Source organism: Micromonospora sp. NBC_01405 (assembly GCF_045040155.1).
Lineage (GTDB): Bacteria > Actinomycetota > Actinomycetes > Mycobacteriales > Micromonosporaceae > Micromonospora.
Map to the genome: position 1 here is coordinate 6,517,777 of NZ_CP109532.1, position 18,701 is coordinate 6,536,477.

Annotated in this window: 15 protein-coding genes and 1 pseudogene; 7 read left to right on the plus strand and 9 right to left on the minus strand. The window is 74.6% G+C overall.

The window, feature by feature from the left end; genetic code table 11:
- Nucleotides 1–2 precede the first annotated feature (2 nt).
- From OG559_RS28195 to OG559_RS28210, 4 genes and pseudogenes are all read right to left on the minus strand, one after another.
- On the minus strand, nucleotides 3–239 hold the full coding sequence (locus OG559_RS28195; protein ID WP_405109230.1) for a hypothetical protein: 237 nt from the start codon (nucleotides 237–239) through the stop codon (nucleotides 3–5).
- 21 nt (nucleotides 240–260) lie between these two features.
- Nucleotides 261–2,450, minus strand: coding sequence for a carbohydrate-binding module family 20 domain-containing protein (locus tag OG559_RS28200; protein ID WP_405109233.1), 2,190 nt, complete (start codon nucleotides 2,448–2,450; stop codon nucleotides 261–263).
- Nucleotides 2,451–2,819: 369 nt separating this feature from the next.
- The gene (locus tag OG559_RS28205) at nucleotides 2,820–4,319 is read right to left on the minus strand and encodes an MFS transporter (RefSeq protein ID WP_405109235.1); all 1,500 of its coding nucleotides are present in this window, start codon (nucleotides 4,317–4,319) and stop codon (nucleotides 2,820–2,822) included.
- A 91-nt stretch (nucleotides 4,320–4,410) separates the two neighbouring features.
- Nucleotides 4,411–4,500: pseudogene (locus OG559_RS28210) on the minus strand (siderophore-interacting protein); the annotation flags it as partial.
- Nucleotides 4,501–4,623: 123 nt separating this feature from the next.
- Here OG559_RS28210 and OG559_RS28215 point away from each other — a divergent pair.
- The 3 genes from OG559_RS28215 (at nucleotide 4,624) to OG559_RS28225 (ending at nucleotide 8,080) form a co-directional block, all read left to right on the plus strand.
- On the plus strand, nucleotides 4,624–6,729 hold the full coding sequence (locus OG559_RS28215) for a penicillin acylase family protein (protein ID WP_405109237.1): 2,106 nt from the start codon (nucleotides 4,624–4,626) through the stop codon (nucleotides 6,727–6,729).
- A gap of 227 nt (nucleotides 6,730–6,956) precedes the next feature.
- Nucleotides 6,957–7,115 carry a hypothetical protein gene (locus OG559_RS28220; RefSeq protein ID WP_405109239.1) on the plus strand — a complete coding sequence of 53 codons (159 nt, stop codon included), beginning with the start codon at nucleotides 6,957–6,959 and terminating at the stop codon, nucleotides 7,113–7,115.
- Nucleotides 7,115–8,080, plus strand: coding sequence for an N-acetylmuramoyl-L-alanine amidase (locus OG559_RS28225; protein ID WP_405109242.1), 966 nt, complete (start codon nucleotides 7,115–7,117; stop codon nucleotides 8,078–8,080). The genes OG559_RS28220 and OG559_RS28225 overlap by 1 nt, the downstream gene beginning before the upstream one ends.
- Nucleotides 8,081–8,131: 51 nt before the next feature.
- Here OG559_RS28225 and OG559_RS28230 read toward each other — a convergent pair whose 3' ends face one another.
- Nucleotides 8,132–9,292 (minus strand): helix-turn-helix domain-containing protein, encoded by a 1,161-nt coding sequence (locus tag OG559_RS28230; protein WP_405109244.1) that lies wholly within the window; start codon nucleotides 9,290–9,292, stop codon nucleotides 8,132–8,134.
- Between the two features lie 180 nt (nucleotides 9,293–9,472).
- Between OG559_RS28230 and OG559_RS28235 the strand changes: the two genes are divergently transcribed.
- The gene (locus OG559_RS28235; RefSeq protein WP_405109247.1) at nucleotides 9,473–10,765 is read left to right on the plus strand and encodes a YncE family protein; all 1,293 of its coding nucleotides are present in this window, start codon (nucleotides 9,473–9,475) and stop codon (nucleotides 10,763–10,765) included.
- Between the two features lie 63 nt (nucleotides 10,766–10,828).
- Here OG559_RS28235 and OG559_RS28240 read toward each other — a convergent pair whose 3' ends face one another.
- Together OG559_RS28240 and OG559_RS28245 are read right to left on the minus strand one after the other, a co-directional pair.
- Nucleotides 10,829–11,626, minus strand: coding sequence for a S1 family peptidase (locus OG559_RS28240; RefSeq protein WP_405109250.1), 798 nt, complete (start codon nucleotides 11,624–11,626; stop codon nucleotides 10,829–10,831).
- A gap of 187 nt (nucleotides 11,627–11,813) precedes the next feature.
- Nucleotides 11,814–14,429: a CHAT domain-containing protein gene (locus tag OG559_RS28245; RefSeq protein WP_405109252.1), complete on the minus strand. Its 2,616-nt coding sequence runs from the start codon at nucleotides 14,427–14,429 to the stop codon at nucleotides 11,814–11,816.
- A 193-nt stretch (nucleotides 14,430–14,622) separates the two neighbouring features.
- Between OG559_RS28245 and OG559_RS28250 the strand changes: the two genes are divergently transcribed.
- The 3 genes from OG559_RS28250 to OG559_RS28260 are packed head-to-tail and all read left to right on the plus strand — an operon-like array spanning nucleotide 14,623 to nucleotide 17,036.
- A complete protein-coding gene (locus OG559_RS28250) occupies nucleotides 14,623–15,933 on the plus strand; it encodes a S8/S53 family peptidase (RefSeq protein ID WP_405109255.1) in 1,311 nt (436 codons plus the stop codon).
- 31 nt (nucleotides 15,934–15,964) lie between these two features.
- Nucleotides 15,965–16,597: an RNA polymerase sigma factor gene (locus OG559_RS28255; protein ID WP_405109258.1), complete on the plus strand. Its 633-nt coding sequence runs from the start codon at nucleotides 15,965–15,967 to the stop codon at nucleotides 16,595–16,597.
- The gene (locus OG559_RS28260) at nucleotides 16,572–17,036 is read left to right on the plus strand and encodes a hypothetical protein (RefSeq protein ID WP_405109260.1); all 465 of its coding nucleotides are present in this window, start codon (nucleotides 16,572–16,574) and stop codon (nucleotides 17,034–17,036) included. Before OG559_RS28255 ends, OG559_RS28260 begins: the two co-directional genes overlap by 26 nt.
- A 272-nt stretch (nucleotides 17,037–17,308) precedes the next feature.
- Here OG559_RS28260 and OG559_RS28265 read toward each other — a convergent pair whose 3' ends face one another.
- Both OG559_RS28265 and OG559_RS28270 read right to left on the minus strand, forming a co-directional pair.
- The gene (locus OG559_RS28265) at nucleotides 17,309–17,908 is read right to left on the minus strand and encodes a hypothetical protein (RefSeq protein ID WP_405109263.1); all 600 of its coding nucleotides are present in this window, start codon (nucleotides 17,906–17,908) and stop codon (nucleotides 17,309–17,311) included.
- 133 nt (nucleotides 17,909–18,041) lie between these two features.
- A complete protein-coding gene (locus tag OG559_RS28270) occupies nucleotides 18,042–18,686 on the minus strand; it encodes a hypothetical protein (protein WP_405109265.1) in 645 nt (214 codons plus the stop codon).
- Nucleotides 18,687–18,701: the final 15 nt, after the last annotated feature.

The following is an 18,701-nucleotide window of genomic DNA, read 5'->3' on the forward strand; positions in this document are numbered from 1 at the left end:
GGTCACTGGACGTACGGCCAGCCGGCGGCGTCGCAGCCGAGTCGGTTGATGCCGAGCAGCGCCGCCCCGGTGTCGGCATAGTAGTGGCGGACGAGGTGGTCGGCGTCGGAGAGGGCAGCCTGGTCGCCCGAGCCATGGACGTTGCCGTGCGAGGCTCCGGGCGGGTCAGGGGCCCGGGGGTCCCGCCGTGGGGCCGAGACGGCGGTGGCCGGCTCCCGTCGCGCGGGGGGGCCGGCCACCTCGGCGTCACAAATACCTGACTACTTCCAGGTGTCGTTGTTGGTCCGGGTGCCGGAGGCCGGGGTGGTGAAGGTGCGGTTGCCGCCGGATTCCCAGGTGACCGTGCCGTCGGGGTTCTTCTTGAGGTACTTGTACTCGACGGCGGTGTTCGGGGGCAGGTTCAGCGTGGCCCGCCAGACCGGGTAGTCGGCTGAGGAGAGCGCGACGGCGTTGGCCGGGTTCCAGCCGCCGAGGGCCGCGATGTTGCCGACGACGTAGACGTTCTGGCCGTAGGAGGTGGTGACGGTGGCGTGGAACGAGGCGGCGATCTGCCCACCGGTGTCGGTGTCACCGCGGAAGGTCTCGTTCACCGTGTAGGTGCCGCCCTGCGGGGTGGTGAAGGAGCGGTTGGCGCCGCTCTCCCAGGTGACGGCGCCGGCCGCGGTCTTCTTGATGAGCTTGTACTCCACCGGTGTGGACTGCGGCAGGTCGATCACCGCCTGGTACGTGTTGCCGCCCTGCGCGGTCAGCTTGACGGCGCCGGCCGGGGCCCAGGAGCCGAGGGCGGGGATGCTGCCGACGACGTAGACCTCCTGGTCGGCGGCCGGGGTCGCGGCGACGGTGAAGGTGGTGGTGACCTTGTCGGTGGGGATGACCGTCGGGGTGACCGTGGGCGACGCGGTGGGCGACGGGGTGGCGCCGCCGGGCCGGGCGTTGACGTGGATCGCGACCGCGTTGTTGGCGGGGATGGACACGGTGGCCCGACCGCCGGAGACGGTCACCGTGCCGCCGGCGCAGCCGGACGCGGTGGCGGGTCCGGAGACGACGTCGCAGTACTGGCCGTCGGCGAGGCCGGTGGTGAACGTGGCGGTGGAGGCGCTGCCCGAGTCGTTGACGCCGAACCAGGCGCGGTCGCCCCGGTGGAAGCCGATGACGTTGCTGTTGACGGTGGTGAAGTCGGAGACGGTCTTGACCGACCGGGCGGCGTTGGCCCAGCCGACCATGCCCTTGACGCCGGTGGACTGGGTCAGGCAGTTCCAGGCGCCGCCGCAGGCGGTGTCGGTGACGTAGCCACTGCCGTTGGCCGGCGGGGACTGGTTGCGGTTGCCCCAGGAGAAGCTGTCGTAGACCGAGGGCTTGCCGTGCGGGTAGGCCAGGGCGAAGTAGTTGGCCAGGGTGTAGTCGCTGCCGTTCTTGTAGGACAGCACGACCCCGTCGCGCTCCAGGTCGTGGTTGGTGACCATGGAGAAGACGTTGGCGCTGGGGGCGTCGAGGTTCCAGCTCGGGATGTTGGCGAGGGTGGAGATCGAGCCCTGGAAGGCGGACCTGAGGCCCTTGGCGTACGCGAAGTCGAGCACGTCGCCGTTGCCGGTGAACGCCCGCGCCTTCAGCGCGTCGTTGCTGGCGCCGTCGAAGATCTCCTGCGCGATGTACGGGCGCTTGTTCTCGGCCACGGTGTTGTGGAGCTTGCCGAGGAGCGCCGCGAAGTCGTCCTTCTTGATGTGCTTGACCGCGTCGACCCGGAAGCCGTCGACGCCGAGGCCGATCATGTCGTTGAGGAAGGCGGCGATCTTCGTACGGACGCTGTCCTTCTCGGTGTACAGGTCCGTCAGCTGCAGCAACTCGCAGTTGGTGACCTGGGCCTCGTTGTTCCAGTCGTTGATGCCGCCGCCGGTCGGGCAGTTGTCGCCCGGCCGGTGGAAGTCCCCGTTGCCGTAGGGCACGGCAGGGAAGCTGTAGCCGGGGCCGGAGAAGTCCGTGCCCGCGTACCCGACGATCTCCTCGGGGTTGTTCGCGCCGGCCATGTGGTTGACGACCGCGTCGACGTACACCCGCACGCCGGCGTTGTGGCAGGCGGTGACCATCGCGGCGAACTGCGCGCGGGTGCCGAACCGGCTCTCCAACTTGTACGACACCGGCTGGTACACCTCGTACCAGGGGTGCACGCCGTCGACGCTGTTGGGCAGGCTGACCGACTCCTGCGGCGGCGCGACCTGGACCGCGCCGTACCCGGCGGGGCCAAGGTGGTTGGTGCAGGCGGCGGAGACGGACGGCCAGTTCCACTCCCACAGGCTGGCCGTCACCTCGCTGTTGTTGAGCCCGGCGGCGGCCTGGGCGGGGGTGGCGGCGGTGGTGGTCGCGATCGCGACCGGCAGGGCCAACGCGGCGACGGCGGCGGCGAGCAGCAGGCCGCCGGCGCGGCCACTAAGGGGTGACCTCAGACGTTCCATGACGGGTGAACCTTCCTCCGGGGGTCGAAGAGGCACTGGTGGATGGACGGCCGTCCAGGTAGCAAGACGATGCGGTATGGATGAAAGACTTTGCAAGACCTTTCGGCAAGATTCTTGAAACCTGCCGGCAATATGCACCCGCGCAGCCTCTCCCACCGCGCTCCCAGCGCATCCCCACTGCCCACTTCGGAGGAACCTCCCCTCGCGCTGGAGGAAATTCCTTGACATGCCCGAGAGATCGGCGCAACCTTGCCGCAACAACTTCCAGCATTTGCGAGCAGCTTGCAGGACCCCGGCGCCGCTACGCCGCACGCTCCGGCCGGCGTCGCGCCCCGCCCGGAGTGCGCCTCAGCCGGTCCGGAGTGCGCCTCAGCCGGTGCGGTGCGCCCGCCGCAGCAGCCAGGCGGCGACCAGGCCACCGGCGAGGACGGCGACCGCGCCCACCGTCTGCCCGGACTCCGACGCGGCGCGGAAGGCGTCGGCGACCTGGGCCCGCTCCGCGTCGGTCCGGGCGGCGGCCAGCGCCGCGGGGAACGACCCGGCACCGGCCAGCGCGGCGGGCAGCAGGGCCGCGAACCGGGCATTCAGCACGGCGCCCAGGACGGCGACGCCGAGGCTGCTGCCGACCTCCGTCATCGTGCCGTCCACGCCGGCGCCCGCGCCGGCCTTCTCCGGCGGGATCGCGCTCATCACCGCCTCCACGATCGCCGGGTTGGCCAGGGCACAGCCGGCGCCCATGGTGAGCAGGCCGGCCAGCAGCACGCCGTAGCCGTCTCCCGGAGCATGGGTGACGAACAGCAGGCCGCCGCAGAGCAGGGTCATGCCGACGGCGATGGCCCCGGCCGTGCCGAGCCGGTGGATCAGCCGGGCGGCGATGCCGGCGAGGTTGAGCACGACGATGGACAGCGCGAACGGCACCATCCGCAGTCCGGCCTCCCAGGCCGGGTACCCGCGCACGAACTGGAGGTGCTGGGTCAGCAGGAACAGCGCGCCGGTGGCGCCGAAGGTGATCAGGACGACCCCGGAGACCGCGCCGACGAAGCGGCGGTCCCGGAAGAAGCCCATGTCCAGCATGGGGTGGGCGATCCGCCGCTCCCACCACACGAACGCGGCGAGCATCAGCACTCCCCCGGCGGCCGTGCCGAGCACCGGGGCGGAGACCCAGCCCCGGTCGGGGCCGGCGATGATCGCGTACACCACGGCGGTGAGGCCGGCCGTGGACAGCACCACCCCGCCGAGGTCGAGGCGACCGCCGGACGGGTTGCGGGACTCCGGCACCAGGAGCCCGGCGGCCACCAGGCAGACCACCACGATCGGGACGTTGACCAGGAAGATCGCCTCCCACGGGAAGCGGGCGAGGATGAGCCCGCCGACGGGCGGCCCGGCCGCGAAACCCAGCGCGCTGGCCGCCGCCCAGATGCCGATCGCCCGGGGCCGCTCGGCGGCGTCGAAGACCTGCATCGCCACCGCGAGGGTGGCGGTGACGAGCAGGGCGCCGCCGATGCCCATGCCGGCCCGGGCCGCGATGAGCTGCCCGGTGGACTGGGCCAGCGCCGCGGCCAGCGAGCCGGCTCCGAACAGGACGAGGCCGGCCAGCAGCAGCCGGCGCCGGCCGTACCGGTCGACGGCGCTGCCCGCGGTGAGCAGCAGTCCGGACTGGACCAGCGCGTACGCGTTGATGGTCCACTGCACGTCGGCGGTGCTGGCGCCCAACTCGGCGGTGAGCACGGGCACCGCCACGGTCAGCACGGTGTTGTCGAGCACCACCGTGACCTGGGCGAGGCAGAGCACGGCGAGGATCAGCCACCGGGTGGGCAGCGGATGGGCGGGGACGGACGGCGTCCGGACGGCGGGTTCGGACAGGCTCATGGCGCTCCTGGGCGGAAGGGAAGCGCTCGGACCGCTCAGCTCGCGGCGAGCACCGGGACGTGGAGGGCGGTGAGCGTGCCGAAGGGCGACCTCACCGTGCGCTCCAGTAGCCGAGCGCGGTGAGTTGGTGCTTGCCCACGCCGGGGGTACGGCGCAGGTGCCTGGTCAGGTCGCGGGCGTTGGCCGCTTCGCCGGAAGGTCCGTCCGGCCATCGCGCGCAGCATCAGGGCTGCCCGGTTCCGTTTCACGCACCCCTCCAGTAGGGTCCACCCAAGTTAGGGGAGGGTAACCTAAATTGGCACTGTTGTGGGAGCCTGCCTCGCCGCGTGCGCCGCACGCCCGGACAACCGGCATCCGTCGCGACGCCTGGGGCGTGGCGCACCTGTGGGCGGACACCGTGGACGAACTGGCCCGGCTCCAGGGCCGGGCGGCGGCGCTCGACCGGGCGTGGCAGATCGAGGTGGAGCGGTGGCGCTCCGAGGGCCGGCTCGCCCAGCACGTCGGGCCCGCCGAGGTGGGCTGGGACCGGTTCGCCCGCCGGGCCCGCCTCGACGACACCGCCCGGCACTGCTACGCCGGGCTCGACCCCGCCACCCGGCGCTGGGCCGCCGCCTACGCCCAGGGGGTCAACGACGGGCTCGCCGAGGGGGCCGCCGGGTCCCCGGAGTTCGCGGCGGCCGGCTGCGCCCCCGGCCGGTGGCGACCGTGGTCCCCGCTCGGGGTCTTCCTGGTGCAGCACGTGCTGTTCGCGACCTTCCCGAACAAGCTGTGGCACGCGCACGTAGCCGCCACCCTCGGGCCGGCGGCGGCCGGGCTGTTCAGCGCCGAGCCGCCGGCCGGTTCGGGCAGCAACGCCTGGGCCGTGCCCGCCGAACCGGCCACCGGGCGGGGCCCGGTCATCGCCGGCGATCCACACCGGATCCTCGAACTACCCGGCATCTACCACCAGGTGCGGCTGGCCTGCCCCGAGTTCGACGTGCTCGGGTTCGCCTTCCCCGGCGTCCCCGGCCTGCCGCACTTCGGCCACGCCGGCGAGGTGGCCTGGGCCGTGACCAACGCGATGGCCGACTACCAGGACCTCTACCGGGAGCAGCTGCGCCGCGACGGCGACCGGGTCCTGGTGCGCGAGGCCGACGGCTGGGCGCCGGCCCGCCACCACGTCGAGCGCATCGGGGTACGCGGCGGCGACCCGGTGCAGGTCGAGGTGATCGAGACGCCCCGGGGGCCCGTCATCGACGAGGACCGGCACACCGGCGAGGCGATCAGCCTGCGCACCCCCGCCCGGGTCGAGCAGCGCCTCGGCTTCGACGCGCTGCTGCCGCTGCTGCGGGCGCGGACCGTCGACGACGTCGCCACGGCGCTGCGCCACTGGGTCGAACCGGTCAACAGCGTGCTCGTCGCCGACCGATCGGGGGCGATCGCCCAGCTCGTCACCGGCCTCGTCCCGGTCCGCGACGAGCGGTGCCGGCGGGAACCGGTGCCCGGCTGGGAGCCGCGCTACGACTGGACCGGCGAGTACGCCCCGATGTCCCGGACCGCGGTGACCGGGCCGGCGGTCTGCGCCAACGACCGCCGGCCCGACGTGGCGGCGCTCGGCGTCGACTTCGCCCCGCCGCACCGCGCCCGGCGCATCCGTACGCTGCTGGCGGCCGGGGCCGAGCCGTCCACCGTGCACACCGACGACCGGCTGGAGGCCGCCGTCCTGCGCGGCGCCCTCGACCGCCTCGACGCCGACGCCCTCAGCGCGCCGGCCCGGGCGCTGCGCGACCGGTTGACCGCCTGGGACGGGCGGATGCGCGCCGACAGCACCGACGCCGGCGCGTTCGCCGCCTGGCGGGCGGCGCTGGCCCGCGGGCTGCACGAGCACCCGCGGCTGCGCCCACTGCGCGCCGGGGGCGCGTACGACGAGCTGTTCGCGGCGTGGACCAACCCCCTGGGCCGCATCGGCCACGCCCTCGACGCCGTGGTGGCGGGGCTGGACCGCCTCGGCGTCGACGTGGGGCCCGTGGCCGCCGCCGCGCTGGAGGAGGTGGCGCACGGCGACCCGCCCGGCACCTGGGGGCGGCGGCACGTCCTGCACCCGGTGCACCTGTCGGTGGCCAGGGAGGTCGACGTCGCGGTGGCGGAGATGCGCGAGCGCGTGGCGCTCTCCGGCGACGCCGACTGCGTGCTGGCCACGAGCAGCGTCCCCGGGCTCTCCGACGCCTGCTGGCGGGGCCCGGTCGCCCGCTACGTCTGGGACCTGACCGACCGGGCGGACAGCCGGTGGGTGGTGCCGTTCGGCGCCTCCGGCCGCCCCGACAACCCGCACTTCGACGACCAGCTGCCCCTGTGGGCCGCCGGCGAGCTGATCCCGGTGGTCACCGACTGGGCGCGGCTCACCCCCGAGCAGGAGACGAGCAACCCGTGACACACCAGGTCACCGGCGCCGTGGGGCCGCGCCGGCGCAGTCTCCCACCCGGGCCCGGTTCGAGGCCGACCACTCCGCGCCGGCGGCCGGCTGAGCCGGATCGGGCAGAAAGCTTCAGGATGATCTGAGGGGTCGAAGGGTATCGACATCGACTCTCGTGACGGTATAGCGTGCCCGTCATCGTGATCGTCGATCGACGGGGCCCCCGTCCTTCATCGAGGAGTGTCGTGGCCACCTCCCCCTCCACCACCCTGCGGCGTCGCCGCCTGCTCGGCCTACCCGCCCTGCTTGCCGCCGCGTTCACCGTCACCGCCACCGCCCGGCCCGCCCCGGCCCGCGCCGCCACGCCGGCCGAGTGCCTGGCCGATTTGATCCAGGCGCCCTGATGGCCACGGTCCCCTGGCTCGCCGACGTGCTGCGGGCCGCGGGCGTGCAGGTCGTCGAGGAGGGCGACTGGCGCAACCGGGCGCGCCCGGGCGACTTCGCCCCGATCGGGGTGCTGTGGCACCACACCGCGTCCACCTCCAGCGCCACCAACCCGCACCCGGCGCTGAACATCTGCATCAACGGCCGCTCCGACCTGCCCGGCCCGCTCTGCCAGGCCCTGGTCGACTACCACGGCGTGTTCCACCTGATCTCCGCCGGCCGGTGCAACCATGCCGGCGCCAGCCGCGGCAGCGGCCCGATCCCGGCCGGCGACGGCAACACCCTGATGATCGGCTGGGAGATCGACTACAACGGCGTCAACCAGGAGATGACCAGCGCCCAGTACAACGCGTGCGTCGCCGCCACCGCCGCGGTGCTCACCCGTTTGGGCCGGGACGCCAGCCACGCCCGGGGCCACCGCGAGACCAGCACCTCCGGGAAGATCGACCCGTCGTTCATCGACCTCGACGTGATGCGCGCCGACGTCGCCGCCCGGATGTCCGGCGGGAGCGCGTGGAGCGCGATCGTGGACAACTCCACCGCCGGGCGGTTCACCGCCAGCGCCAACTGGGGCGTCTCGTCGTACTCGGGGCAGCGGTACGGCGCCGACTACCGCTACGCCGATCCGGTGCAGTCCAGCGACGTCGCCTGGTACCGGGTCAACGTCCCGGTAACCGGGAGCTACCGGGTCGACGCCTGGTGGCCGGCGAACGCCGGCTACAACAGCGCCACGCCGTACATCGTGGCCACCACCGCCGGCAACCGGACCGTCCACGTCGACCAGCGCGCCACCGGCGGGCAGTGGCGTTCCCTCGGCACGTTCGCCCTGCCGGCCGGGGACGCCAACCGCGTCGGGGTCAGCCGGTGGACCACCGCCGCCGGGCTGGTCATCGCCGACGCGATCCGGCTCACCCGGATCGTCTGAGGCCACCGCAGGGGGGTGGGTGAGGCGTGCGGCCCGGACCGGCGGCACGCCTCACTCCTGCCCCAACCAGGTGCGCAGCGCCCACCACCAGCGCACGGTCTGCGGGACCGGCCACCGGCCGCCCGGCTCGGCGAGGGTCGGCGGCAGCCCGGCCAGCTCCTGCAACCGGCGCAGCCGGTAGCGCACGGTGTTCGGGTGCAGGTGCAGGGCGGCGGCCGTCAGGTCCAGCCGTTGCCCGTGGTCCAGGTAGGCCAGCGCGGTCGAGGCGAGCTGGCGGTGGAAGTCGTCGGCCGGGTCGAGAGCCCCGAGCAACTCCCCGCTGACCAGCCCGGCCAGCTCCGGCTGGGCGGCCAGCGCGGTCTCGCCGGCCAGGTCGACCACCCCGTGCAGACCGCGCAGCCCGGCCCGGGCGGCGACGCGCAGCGCGGCCACGCACAGCCGGTGCAGGGTCGGGGCCTCGGCCAGCGGTCGGGCCGGGGCGGCCACCACGAGCACGGCGGCGTCGGCCAGGTCGGCGGACGGCAGCCGCGGGGACAGGCCGGCGAGCCGGTCGTCGACCGTGCCGAAGACACCCCCGCCCCCGCCGAACTGCCGCCGCACCGCGGGGATCCGGGCCGGGTCGGTCAGGTCGGTGACCACGCAGTGGTACCGACCGTCGGGGCGCAGCCCGAACCCGGCCAGTTCGTCCGGCCGGCCGTCGGCCGCCTCGTCGAGCAGCAGCCGCCGCAGCAGCCGGTTACGGGCGTCCCGCCGGGTGCGGACCAGTTCCAGCTCCGCCGTGTGATGGCCGTCGACCAGGGCCCGCTCCAGCGCACTGGCGTACCGGCCGAGCTCCAGCATGGCCTCCAGCAGCGCGGTGTCGGATATCCCGGCGGCCCGGCCGCGGTACAGCGCGATCTCCACCACCTTCTGCCGGCCCGCCTGCACCCCGCGCAGCAGGCCCGCGACGGAGACGCCCTGCCCGGCCCGGTCGGCGCCGAGCCGCCGCGCCTCCGCGAAGTCCCGTTCGCTGGGCTCCGCCAGGCGCTGGAAGGAGGCCAGCCCAGCGGCCAACAGGGCCGCCACGTGCCGACGGTTCTCCGCCGGCGGCAGCCGCGCCACCTCCGGTGAGTGCACCCGGGCGGCCTCGACCATCTCGTCCACGACCTGCCGGTCCGCGGCCAGCTCGCGCAGCAGCGCACCGAGGGGCCCGGTCCGCTCCGTCAGCGCCATCGGCCCGCTCCCCTCGCCACGGCCACTGTGGCCCGTCCACAACGACCCGGCCCGGTTTTGGCCCCCGTCGCCTACCGGGAGTCCGGCTTCGGTTGGTTTCCTTCTGTTACCGCAAGGTAACACCGCGTTCCGCGCCGCGGAACGCCACACCACGGCCGCCCCACCGTCCAGGAGCAGTCCATGACCGCAGCACCGTCCGCGCTCCCGCGCGCCCACCGTCCCCGCCCACACCGGTACGGCGCCCTCGCCACCGCCCTCGCCCTCACCCTCGCCACCGCGCCCGCCCCTGCCGTCGCCGCCCCCGCCGTCGTTCCCGCCGCCGCCGGGCTGGCGGAGGTGATGTTCGTCGGCAACAACTGGGAGGGCACCGTGGACGTCATCCGCCCGCGCGGCGACTACGCCCGCCTCGGCCGGGTCAACGTCGTCCCGGACAGGCAGCAGCGGCTCTGGGAGATCTACCTCAATCCCATCAAGCTCGCGTTCTACCTGGGCATCCAGCAGGGGCCCGGCGAGGGGCACGACCAGCTCGTCGACGACATGTACACCACTCCGGACGGGACCGCGCTGGTGGCGTCGAGGCCCAGCTTCGCCGACGTGGTCTCGATCGACCTGAGCACCGGGGCGGTGCGGTGGCGGTTCCCGGTCTCCGGGTTCCGCTCCGACCACATGGCGGTCTCGCCGGACGGCACCCGGGTCGCGGTCTCCGCCTCCACCTCGAACAAGGTGCACGTCCTCGACATCAACACCGGCCGGCAGGTCGGCTCGTTCGGCACCGGCGACAAGCCGCACGAGAACCTCTTCACCGGGGGCGGCCGGCACATCTGGAACATGTCCATCGGCGAGGTGAACACCTCCCTCGACGACCCGTCGCAGGACTGGACCAAGGGCGACCGGCACATCACGATCGCCGACGCCGCCACCCTGCAGACGGTGAAGGAGATCGACATGCGGCCCCGGCTGGACGCCTTCGGCCGCGGCGACCTCTCCGACGCCGTCCGACCCGCGGTCTTCACCCCCGACGAGCGCAGGCTCTACTTCCAGGTGTCGTTCTTCAACGGCTTCGTCGAGTACGACGTGGCCACCGACAAGATCACCCGGATCGCCACCCTGCCGAAGAACCCCAACACCAGCGAGGACCGCACCACCTGGGTCAACGATTCCCGGCACCACGGCATGTCGGTCAGCCCGGACGGCAGGAAGCTCTGCGTCGCCGGCACCATGGACGACTACGCCACGGTCGTCGACCGGGCCACCCTCGCCCCCGGCCCGCTGGTCGCGGCCGGCAAGCCGTACTGGGCGACGGTGAGCGGGGACGGCCGCGACTGCGTCATCTCCGAGGCGGGCTCCGACCGGGTCACCGCGATCAGCTTCGCCACCGGCCAGAAGGTGGCCAGCGTGCCCGTCGGCGACCACCCGCAGCGGGTCCGGATCGGCCACGTCCCGACCGGCTGGACGCCGCCGGCCGCCCAATAGGCCCGGCGCACGGGTGCGGCCCGGCCGATCGTCCGGCCGGGCCGCACCCGTGCTGTCGTCCGGTCAGCCGCCGAGGCTCGCGGCGCCCGCGGCGATCGCGGAGGCGAAGTAGCTCACCTGGGTGTAGACGCCCGGGTAGTTGGGGCGGGCACAGCCGTTGCCCCAACTGACGATGCCGACCTGGATCCAGGCGTTGCTGGCGTCCCGGCGGAACATCGGGCCGCCCGAGTCACCCTGGCAGGTGTCGGTGCCGCCGCTGGCGTAGCCGGCGCAGATCTCCTCGGCCGGGATGATGTCGCCGCCGTAGTTGGAGCTGCAGACGGAGTCGCTGACGAACGGCACGGTGGCCTTGAGCAGGTAGCGCTGCTGCGCGCCGCCCTCCCGCGCCGCGCCCCAGCCGGCGAGGGTGAAGGTGCCGCTGTCGTACGCGCCGCTGGTGGCGATCGGCAGGGTGGCCAGGCCGGTGACCGGGGTGGCCAGCCGGATCAGCGCCCAGTCCTTGCCCGAGCCGTTGTAGCCCGGGGCGCGGTAGACGTAGTTCGACCGGACGGTGATCCGGCTGCTGGACTGCAGGTCGACCGCGCCGAGCGTGGCCGTGATGCTGGTGTTGGTGCCCGTGGAGCCCACGCAGTGCGCGGCGGTGAGGACCAGCCGCGGGCTGTAGAGCGCCCCGCCGCAGCCCATCGAGAGCCGCACCATGAACGGGAACTCGCCCTGGGTGGCCCGGGTGCCGCCGACGACATTGGGGGTGATCGTGTCGTCGGGCGCCGCGGCGGCGGGCGCGGTGAGGGTGAGGCTGCTCGCGGTCACCGCGACGAGCGCGGCGGCCAACAGGCCGGTGAGGGTACGCCAGCGAACCATATGTTCCTCCGAATCGGGGGACCGGCGCGCCGGTGGACGCACCGTGTTCGAGATGACGAAAATTATATTGATGGGTATGGATTTCTGATCATCCCCTCCGGGTCATACGACGGCGCTATGCACCCGTCGGGCCGGGTCCTCCGGTGGGCGGCGCAACCAAGCCATCCGCGGCCGCTGCGGGCATCGCTCAGCCGGCGCCGAAGCAGACGAAGGCGGCGGCCGTGGCCGCGGCGGAGCCGTCGCCGGTGGCCACGAACGCGGCCTGGGCGTCGGCGAGGGCCTGTGCCGGCCGGACGCCGGCGCGCATCCGGCGGTGCAGGTCCAGCATGAGTGCGGTGGTGAGGTCGGCCGGCACCGGCAACACGGCCGCCACCAGGCACCGGGTGCCCAGCGCCAGCAGCACGGCGGTGAAGCCGAGCACCTCGTCGCCGGGGCGCACCCCGGACAGCCCCGAGTCGCACGCGGAAAGCACCACGCAGCCCGGCGGGCGGGGCAACCGTTCCAGCTCGTACGCGAGCAGCGGCCCGTCGGCCAACTCCAGGCCGGAGAAGAGCGGGTTGTCGGCCCGGAACGTGCCGTGCGCGGCGATGTGGGCCAGCCCGGCGCCGTCCAGCGCGGCGGTCAACGCGCCGGCGGTGGCGTCCGCCCCGGCGAGCAGCCGGGAGCCGGGCAGTTCGCGGGCGAGCAGCCCGACCTCGGTCCGCGCGGCCGGCAGGCGCGGGCCCGCCGCCAGCACCGGCGCGCCATCGGGCGCCACCCGGCCGTCCGCGCGCAGCCAGGCCGTGGCCGACGGGGCCACCGTCACCGACCGCCCGGCGCAGGTCGGCAGGCCGGACCACGGGACCGCGTGCAGCGCCGCCGTCGGGACGAGCACCAGGGGGCGGTCGCCCAGCCGCCGGCGCAGCGGGTCGAACAGCTGCCGGTCCAGCACCGCCGCGGCGTGCCCGACGCCGGCGCGGGCGGCCGCGGTGTCGCCGGTGGTGACCAGCCGGCGCAGACCGAAGCGATGCCGCCGGGCCTGCTCCACCGCCTCGGCGAGCGGACCGAGGTCGTGCAGGCTGGCCCGGCCGTCGCGGACCAGCACCGCCCGCAGGTGGTTTCCATGCGCCACCAGTTCCACCAGCACGCGCGGGCCGAGCCGGGCGGCGAGCGCCGCGACGCCCGGCGGGGCCGTAACGTCGCCGCCGCCGGGCGCGCGCCGGGCCAGGTCCCGGATGCGCTGTTCGAGCCGGGCCTGTCGGCCCCGCAGCGCGTGCGTCGGTCGGCCCGCGAGCAGGGCATCCTCCAACAGGCTGCTGACCAGGCGAAGCTCGCTGAGCGCCGCGACCAGGTCCGGGTCCTCGGGCGGCAGCGCCGGCCGGGTGCGCAGGGCATTGGCCCGCCACCGCTCCGCCCAGGCCAGGACCCGGCCGGGGGCGCCGGACCGCACCGCGAGGTCCAGTCCCTCGGCGGCCAACTGCTGCCCGTACGCCCCGCTGTGCGCCCGCAGCTCGGCGGCGCCGAGCGAGGCCCGGTGGCTGTCCAGCACGGCCAGTCCGCGCCGCAGCGCCCGGGCTGCGGAGCGGTCGTCCCCGGCGAGCCGGCGCGCCAGCGCCAGGGCGTACCACCCCTGGGCCCGGCCCGACGCGGTGCCCCGCCGACGGGCCCGCGCCGCCCGGCCCAGCAGGGTCGCCGCCTTCTCGGTGCGGCCGAGCGCGACGGCCAGCCGACCGGCGTCGATCCGGGTGGTCAGCGCCGGGCCGGGCCAGCCGGTCGCGTCGAGCTGGTCGGCGGTACGCACCAGCGCGGTGAGCAGCGCCGCCGAGCGGGTGCCGCGACGGAACTCGGCGCGCAGCTCGACGTGCCGGGCGAAGGCGGTCCAGGTGCGGCGGCCCTGGCGGCGGAAGCGGACCCGCGCCCGGGCCGCGGCCTCGGCGGCGGTGTCCAGGTCCCCGGCGAGCAGCGCGGCGCGGGCCTGGGCCAGCAGCGCCTCGGCCAGGTCGGAGGCCATCCCCCGGCGGCCCAGCTCCCGCACCGCCGCCCCGGCCACCTCGACCGCCTCGTCGAGCAGCGGCACCGACAGCAGCAGCTCGAACCGGTCCAGCAGCAGCGCCGGCCGGGGCACCGACAGCCGGCGGTACTCCTGCTCGACCTCGGCGAAGCAGCGCAGCGCGCCCACGGTGTCGCCGCGCTGGCCCGCCGCGATGCCCAGGTTCCAGCGGGTGTCGGCGGCGGCGAGTTCCAGCCCGAGCCGCTGGAAGATCGCCGCCGACCGGGCGAGGTCGTCGTCGCGGCCCCGGCCGGCGCCCCGGTGGGCGTTGAGCAGACCTCGGTTGTTGCGGGCCCGGGCCTCCAGCAGCGGGTCGTCCTCGCGCTGGGCGATCTCGACGGCGAGGGAGTAGTCGCGCACCGCCTCGTCGTAGCGGCCCCGGTAGTGCAGCACCACGCCCCGCTGCATCCGGGCACGCCCGGCGTCCGCCCCGGTGAGCGTGGGCAGGGCGGCGGTCACCGCGCGCAGGGCCGCGCCGGTGCGGCCGGAGTTGGCCAGGACGTAGCCGAGGCTCATCCGGGCCAGCGCGCGGGTGCGGTGTGTCGCGGCGGCCCGCACCGCCCGGCGCAGGTGACGCAGCGCGCCGGGCAGGTCGTTGAGCTCCCGCAGGGCCAGGCCGACGGCCCGTTCGGCGGTGGAGCGCTCGTCGCCGGTGACGGCGCGGCCGGCGGCGAGCACCCGCTGCGCGATCGTGATCGCCTCGCGCGGATAGCGCTGCACCGCGTCGAGCGCGGACTGGGCCGCTCCGGCACCGGGATCGGCGCTGTCGGCCATGCCGCACAGCGTTCCCGATGAACCGGCCAGCGTCAATGCGGATGGGGCAGGTGGGAATTCCACGGATCGGGCGACCATTCACGTCATTGACATTCAACAATGGTTTGGAAGAATCGACCACGCCCGGTAAGTGCTGTGGCGACCACACCGGGGACACCGTCGATCGCGCCACCCGCAACCGCCTGGAGGACCGGTGCCGCCTGACCTCCCCCGCACGCCGCAGCCGGCCGGCCGGCTGTCCCGTCGGCGGCTGCTGGCGCTCGGCGCGCTCGCCGCGGCGGCGCCCCTGGGCAGCTCGCTGCGACCGGCCGCCGCCGCCGGCGACACCGGCGACGACGACGCGTACCAGCGCGCCTTCTCCGACGCCCTGGCCGCCGACCCGAACGTCCGCCGGCACACCGTCGTGGGCCGGGAGTTCCTCTACCGCCCCCGGCAGTTGCTCGCGTCCAATGCCGACGCCCAACGGGTCACCGCCTGGCTGCGCTCGCGCGGGCACCAGGTGACCGTCGGCGCCGGTTTCGCCGGGGTCACCCGGCTGCTGTTCGGCAAGGAGACCGACATCCCCACGGTGGTGGCGGCGCTGCGCAACCCCCAGCAGTGGCCGGGCCAGCCTGTCCCGGCCGTACAGCCGCACCACGTGCTGCTGGGCCTGGGCAACATCATGGGCAACCCGGGCAGCCCGCCCCAGGCCGTGGCCGCGCTGGCCCCGCCGAACCCGGCCCGGCTCGGCGAGGGCGCCGGGGTGACCGTCGGCGTCTGCGACACCGGGATCTGGCAACAGGCCGGCGTGTACCACCCCCAGTGGCTCGGTGGCAGCTACCTCCCGGAGCCGGACGACGAGGACGCGCTCTACGTCTCCGGGACCGTGCTGGCCGCGCAGGGTGGCCACGGCACCTTCGTCGCCGGGGTGGTCCGGCAGGCCGCGCCGGGAGTCAAGGTCGACCCGGAGCAGGCGCTGAACCCCACCGGCGTCGGCGACGAGGCGATGCTGGTGGCCGCCATGTCCCGCCTCGGGCCGCAGGTTTCCATCGTGAACCTGTCCCTGGGCGGCTTCACCCAGGACGACCTGCCCCCGCTGCCCCTGGTCAACGCCGTGGCCGCACTGCCGGCGCAGACCGCCGTAGTGGCCGCCGCCGGCAACGCCGGCACCAGCCGCCCGGCTTGGCCGGCCGCCCTGGGCCGGGTGCTCGGCGTGGCCGCGGTGAGCCGGTCCGGCACCGGCATCGTGCCGGCGGCGTACAGCGGTTTCGGCACGTGGATCGATGCCTGCGCGGTCGGCGAGCGCGACAGCACGTACGTCGTGGGCCAGCTGCCGCTGCCGGGGCGGCCGACCAGGGTGTTCCACGGCTTCGCCGGGTGGTCCGGCACCTCGTTCGCCACGGCGTACGTCTCCGGCCGGCTGGCGGCCATGATGGTCGCCGGGGGCCTGAGCGCCGACGCGGCCCGGATCGCGCTGCTCGCCAACCCCCGCTGGCACCCCGACTACGGGGTGCTCGTCTCGTGAGGCCCGGCCCGGGCGGCGAAGGGGCACGCCGGTGAGCGACCCGACCGCCACCGGACTGGTCGTCGCCGCCGCCGGTGGGGACGAGGCGGCCTGGACCGAGCTGGTACGCCGCTACACCCCGCTGGTGGTGTCGGTGATCCGGGCACACGGGATGAGCCGCGCCGACGCCGCCGATGTCAACCAGACCGTCTGGCTGCGCCTGGTGGAGCGGCTGGACCAGGTGCGGGACCCGCAGGCGCTGGCCGCCTGGCTGGCCACCACCGCCCGGCGGGAGTGCTACCGGCTGTCCCGCCTCGGCCGGCGCAGCCAGCCGGTCGACCCGCACGACGACGCGCTCGACGCCCGGCACGGGCCGCCGGTGGACGTGGCGGCGCCGGACGAGGAGCTGCTGCGGGCCGAGCGCGGCCAGGCGCTGCGGGAGGGCTTCGCCCAGCTCCCGCCCCGCTGCCAGGAGCTGCTGGCCCTACTGACGGCCGATCCCCCGGTCAGCTACCGGGAGATCGGCGAGCGACTCGGCATGCCGGTCGGTAGCATCGGCCCCACCCAGGGCCGCTGCCTGCACAAGCTGCGTAACTGCCCGACGCTCGCCCCGTTCCTCGGGGCCCGTCGCGGCCCCAACAAGAACGGGGGTGACCGCGATGGCGCCGTGGCCGCCGGTCGATGACGATGCCCTGACCGTGGAGTTGGGCGCGGCGCTGTGGGACGCCGGGCCTGTCCCCGAGGAGTTCCTGACCGCCGCGCGGGCAGCGTTCGCCTGGCGGACCGTGGACGCCGAACTGGCGGTCGCCGAGCTGACGTTCGACTCGGCGTGCGACGCCGAGCCCGCCGGGCTCACCCGCTCGGGTGGCGCGACGCGGACCCTGTCCTTCCGCAGCGGCGCCGTGGTGCTGGAGATCGAGGTGAACGACGCCGGCATCGTCGGTCAGCTCTCCCCCGCCCGCGGCGGTCGGGTCACCGCCCGGACGGCCACCGGTCAGTACGACGAGTCGCCGGTCGACGAGGTGGGCTTCTTCTCGCTGGGCGCTCCCCCGGCCGGCCCGGTCCGGCTCGCCGCCCGCGCCGACGGGTACGCGGTGGCCACCGACTGGGTCAGCCTGGGCTGAGGCCGCCGGCCGGCCTGTCGGCGCCCCGCCCCCGGCAGCGCCGTTCGGCCAGTTCCTTCCGCGTCGGGCCGGCGCCCCCTTCCGGCGCCGAACAACGCCGGATTCCGCCCGGTGGCGCCTGACGATGATCGTCATGCTGACAGGCGTACGGCGGGTTCCCGGACCGGACAGTCCGGGACCCCGCCGTACGCCTACCGGGCGGCGACGGTGGCGATCAGCGATCAGCGGTCGGCGACGGCGAACGGCCGGATCCGGCGCTCCGCCCGCGAGGGCTAGACCGACTGCAGGGCGCGCCAGGCGATGTTGTTGTTGTACCGGACGTTGACCTGCAGGTCCGGGGTGAGCAGCAGCAACGGGTCGTCCGGGGACTCCCACACGGCCAGCAGCGAGAAGTTCCCGGGACCGGGCACAGCGCCCCACGCGACGACCACGGTCGTGGCGCCCGGCGGCACGACGACGGGCACCGTCGCGACCCAGGTCAGGTCCGTCGGCCAGGCCATCCCGCCGCCCGGGGACGTGCGGTAGATCCGCAGCGCCCCGCTGTCGATGCCCGTGCCGTACGGGCCGGGGTTGCGCAGCGTGACGAAGATGTAGTTGGTCATGCCGACGATCGCGTTCGCGCTGGTCGCGCACCCCATCCCCGTCGGGCAGACCTTGATGTCGGGGCTGGCCCAGATCGGGTTGTACGAGTGCGGCTGGAGGCCGACGTCAAAGGCGCCGTCCCGCATCCAGACGTCGGTGGGGGTCATGAGCCGGTCCGGCTTCCCGGTCGGTGGAGCGGCGGTGGCGGTGGTGGCCAGCAGGCTCGCCAGGGCCGTGCCGGCGAGCAGGGCCAGCGCCGCGCGGCGGGCGCGGCTACCCAGAAATGCCATGACGACTGTCTCCCATCGACGGAGGTTTCCGGCCCGGTTCCCGCGCCGGCGTGGTCATGCCTTCAGGAGCCGGCCGACCGACCGCAGATACCGACACCGGGGGTGGCGGTTGTCCAGATGACGCCAGGCCGGATCAATCAGACGCCGGGCCGGATCCCGGAGGACCACCCGTGAACGGGTTGATCGAGTTGAGGTCGCGCCAGGCGATGTTGTTGTTGTTCCGGACGTTGGTCAGGATGTCGGCGGTCAGGAACGGCAACGGGTCGTTCGGGGACTCCCACACGGCCAGCAGGGAGAAGTGACCGGGGCCGGGGACGCCGCCCCACGGGACGCTCACCGTCGTGACGCCCGGTGCGACGACGACGCTCACCGCCGCGACCGGCAGCCAGCCCATCGGCCAGGCCATGCTGCCGCCCGGGGTCGTGCGGTAGAACCGCAGCGCCCCGCTGTCGATGCCCGAGCCGTACGGCCCGGGGTTGCGCAGCTTCACGAAGATGTGGTTGGTCATGCCGACGATCGCGTTCGCGCTGGTCGCGCACTCCACCGCCGTCGGGCAGATCTTGACGTCGGGGCTGGCCCAGATCGGGCTGCCCGTGTGCGGCTGGAGGCCGACGTCCGTGGCGACGTCCCGCATCCAGACGTCGGTGACGGCCAGCACCCGGTCCGGCTTGCCGGTCGGCGGAGCGGCGGTGGCGGTGGTCCCCAGCAGGCCGGCCAGGGCCGTGCCGGCGAGCAGGGCCAGCGCCGCGCGGCGGGCACGGCTACCCAGAAACGCCATGACAACTGTCTCCCA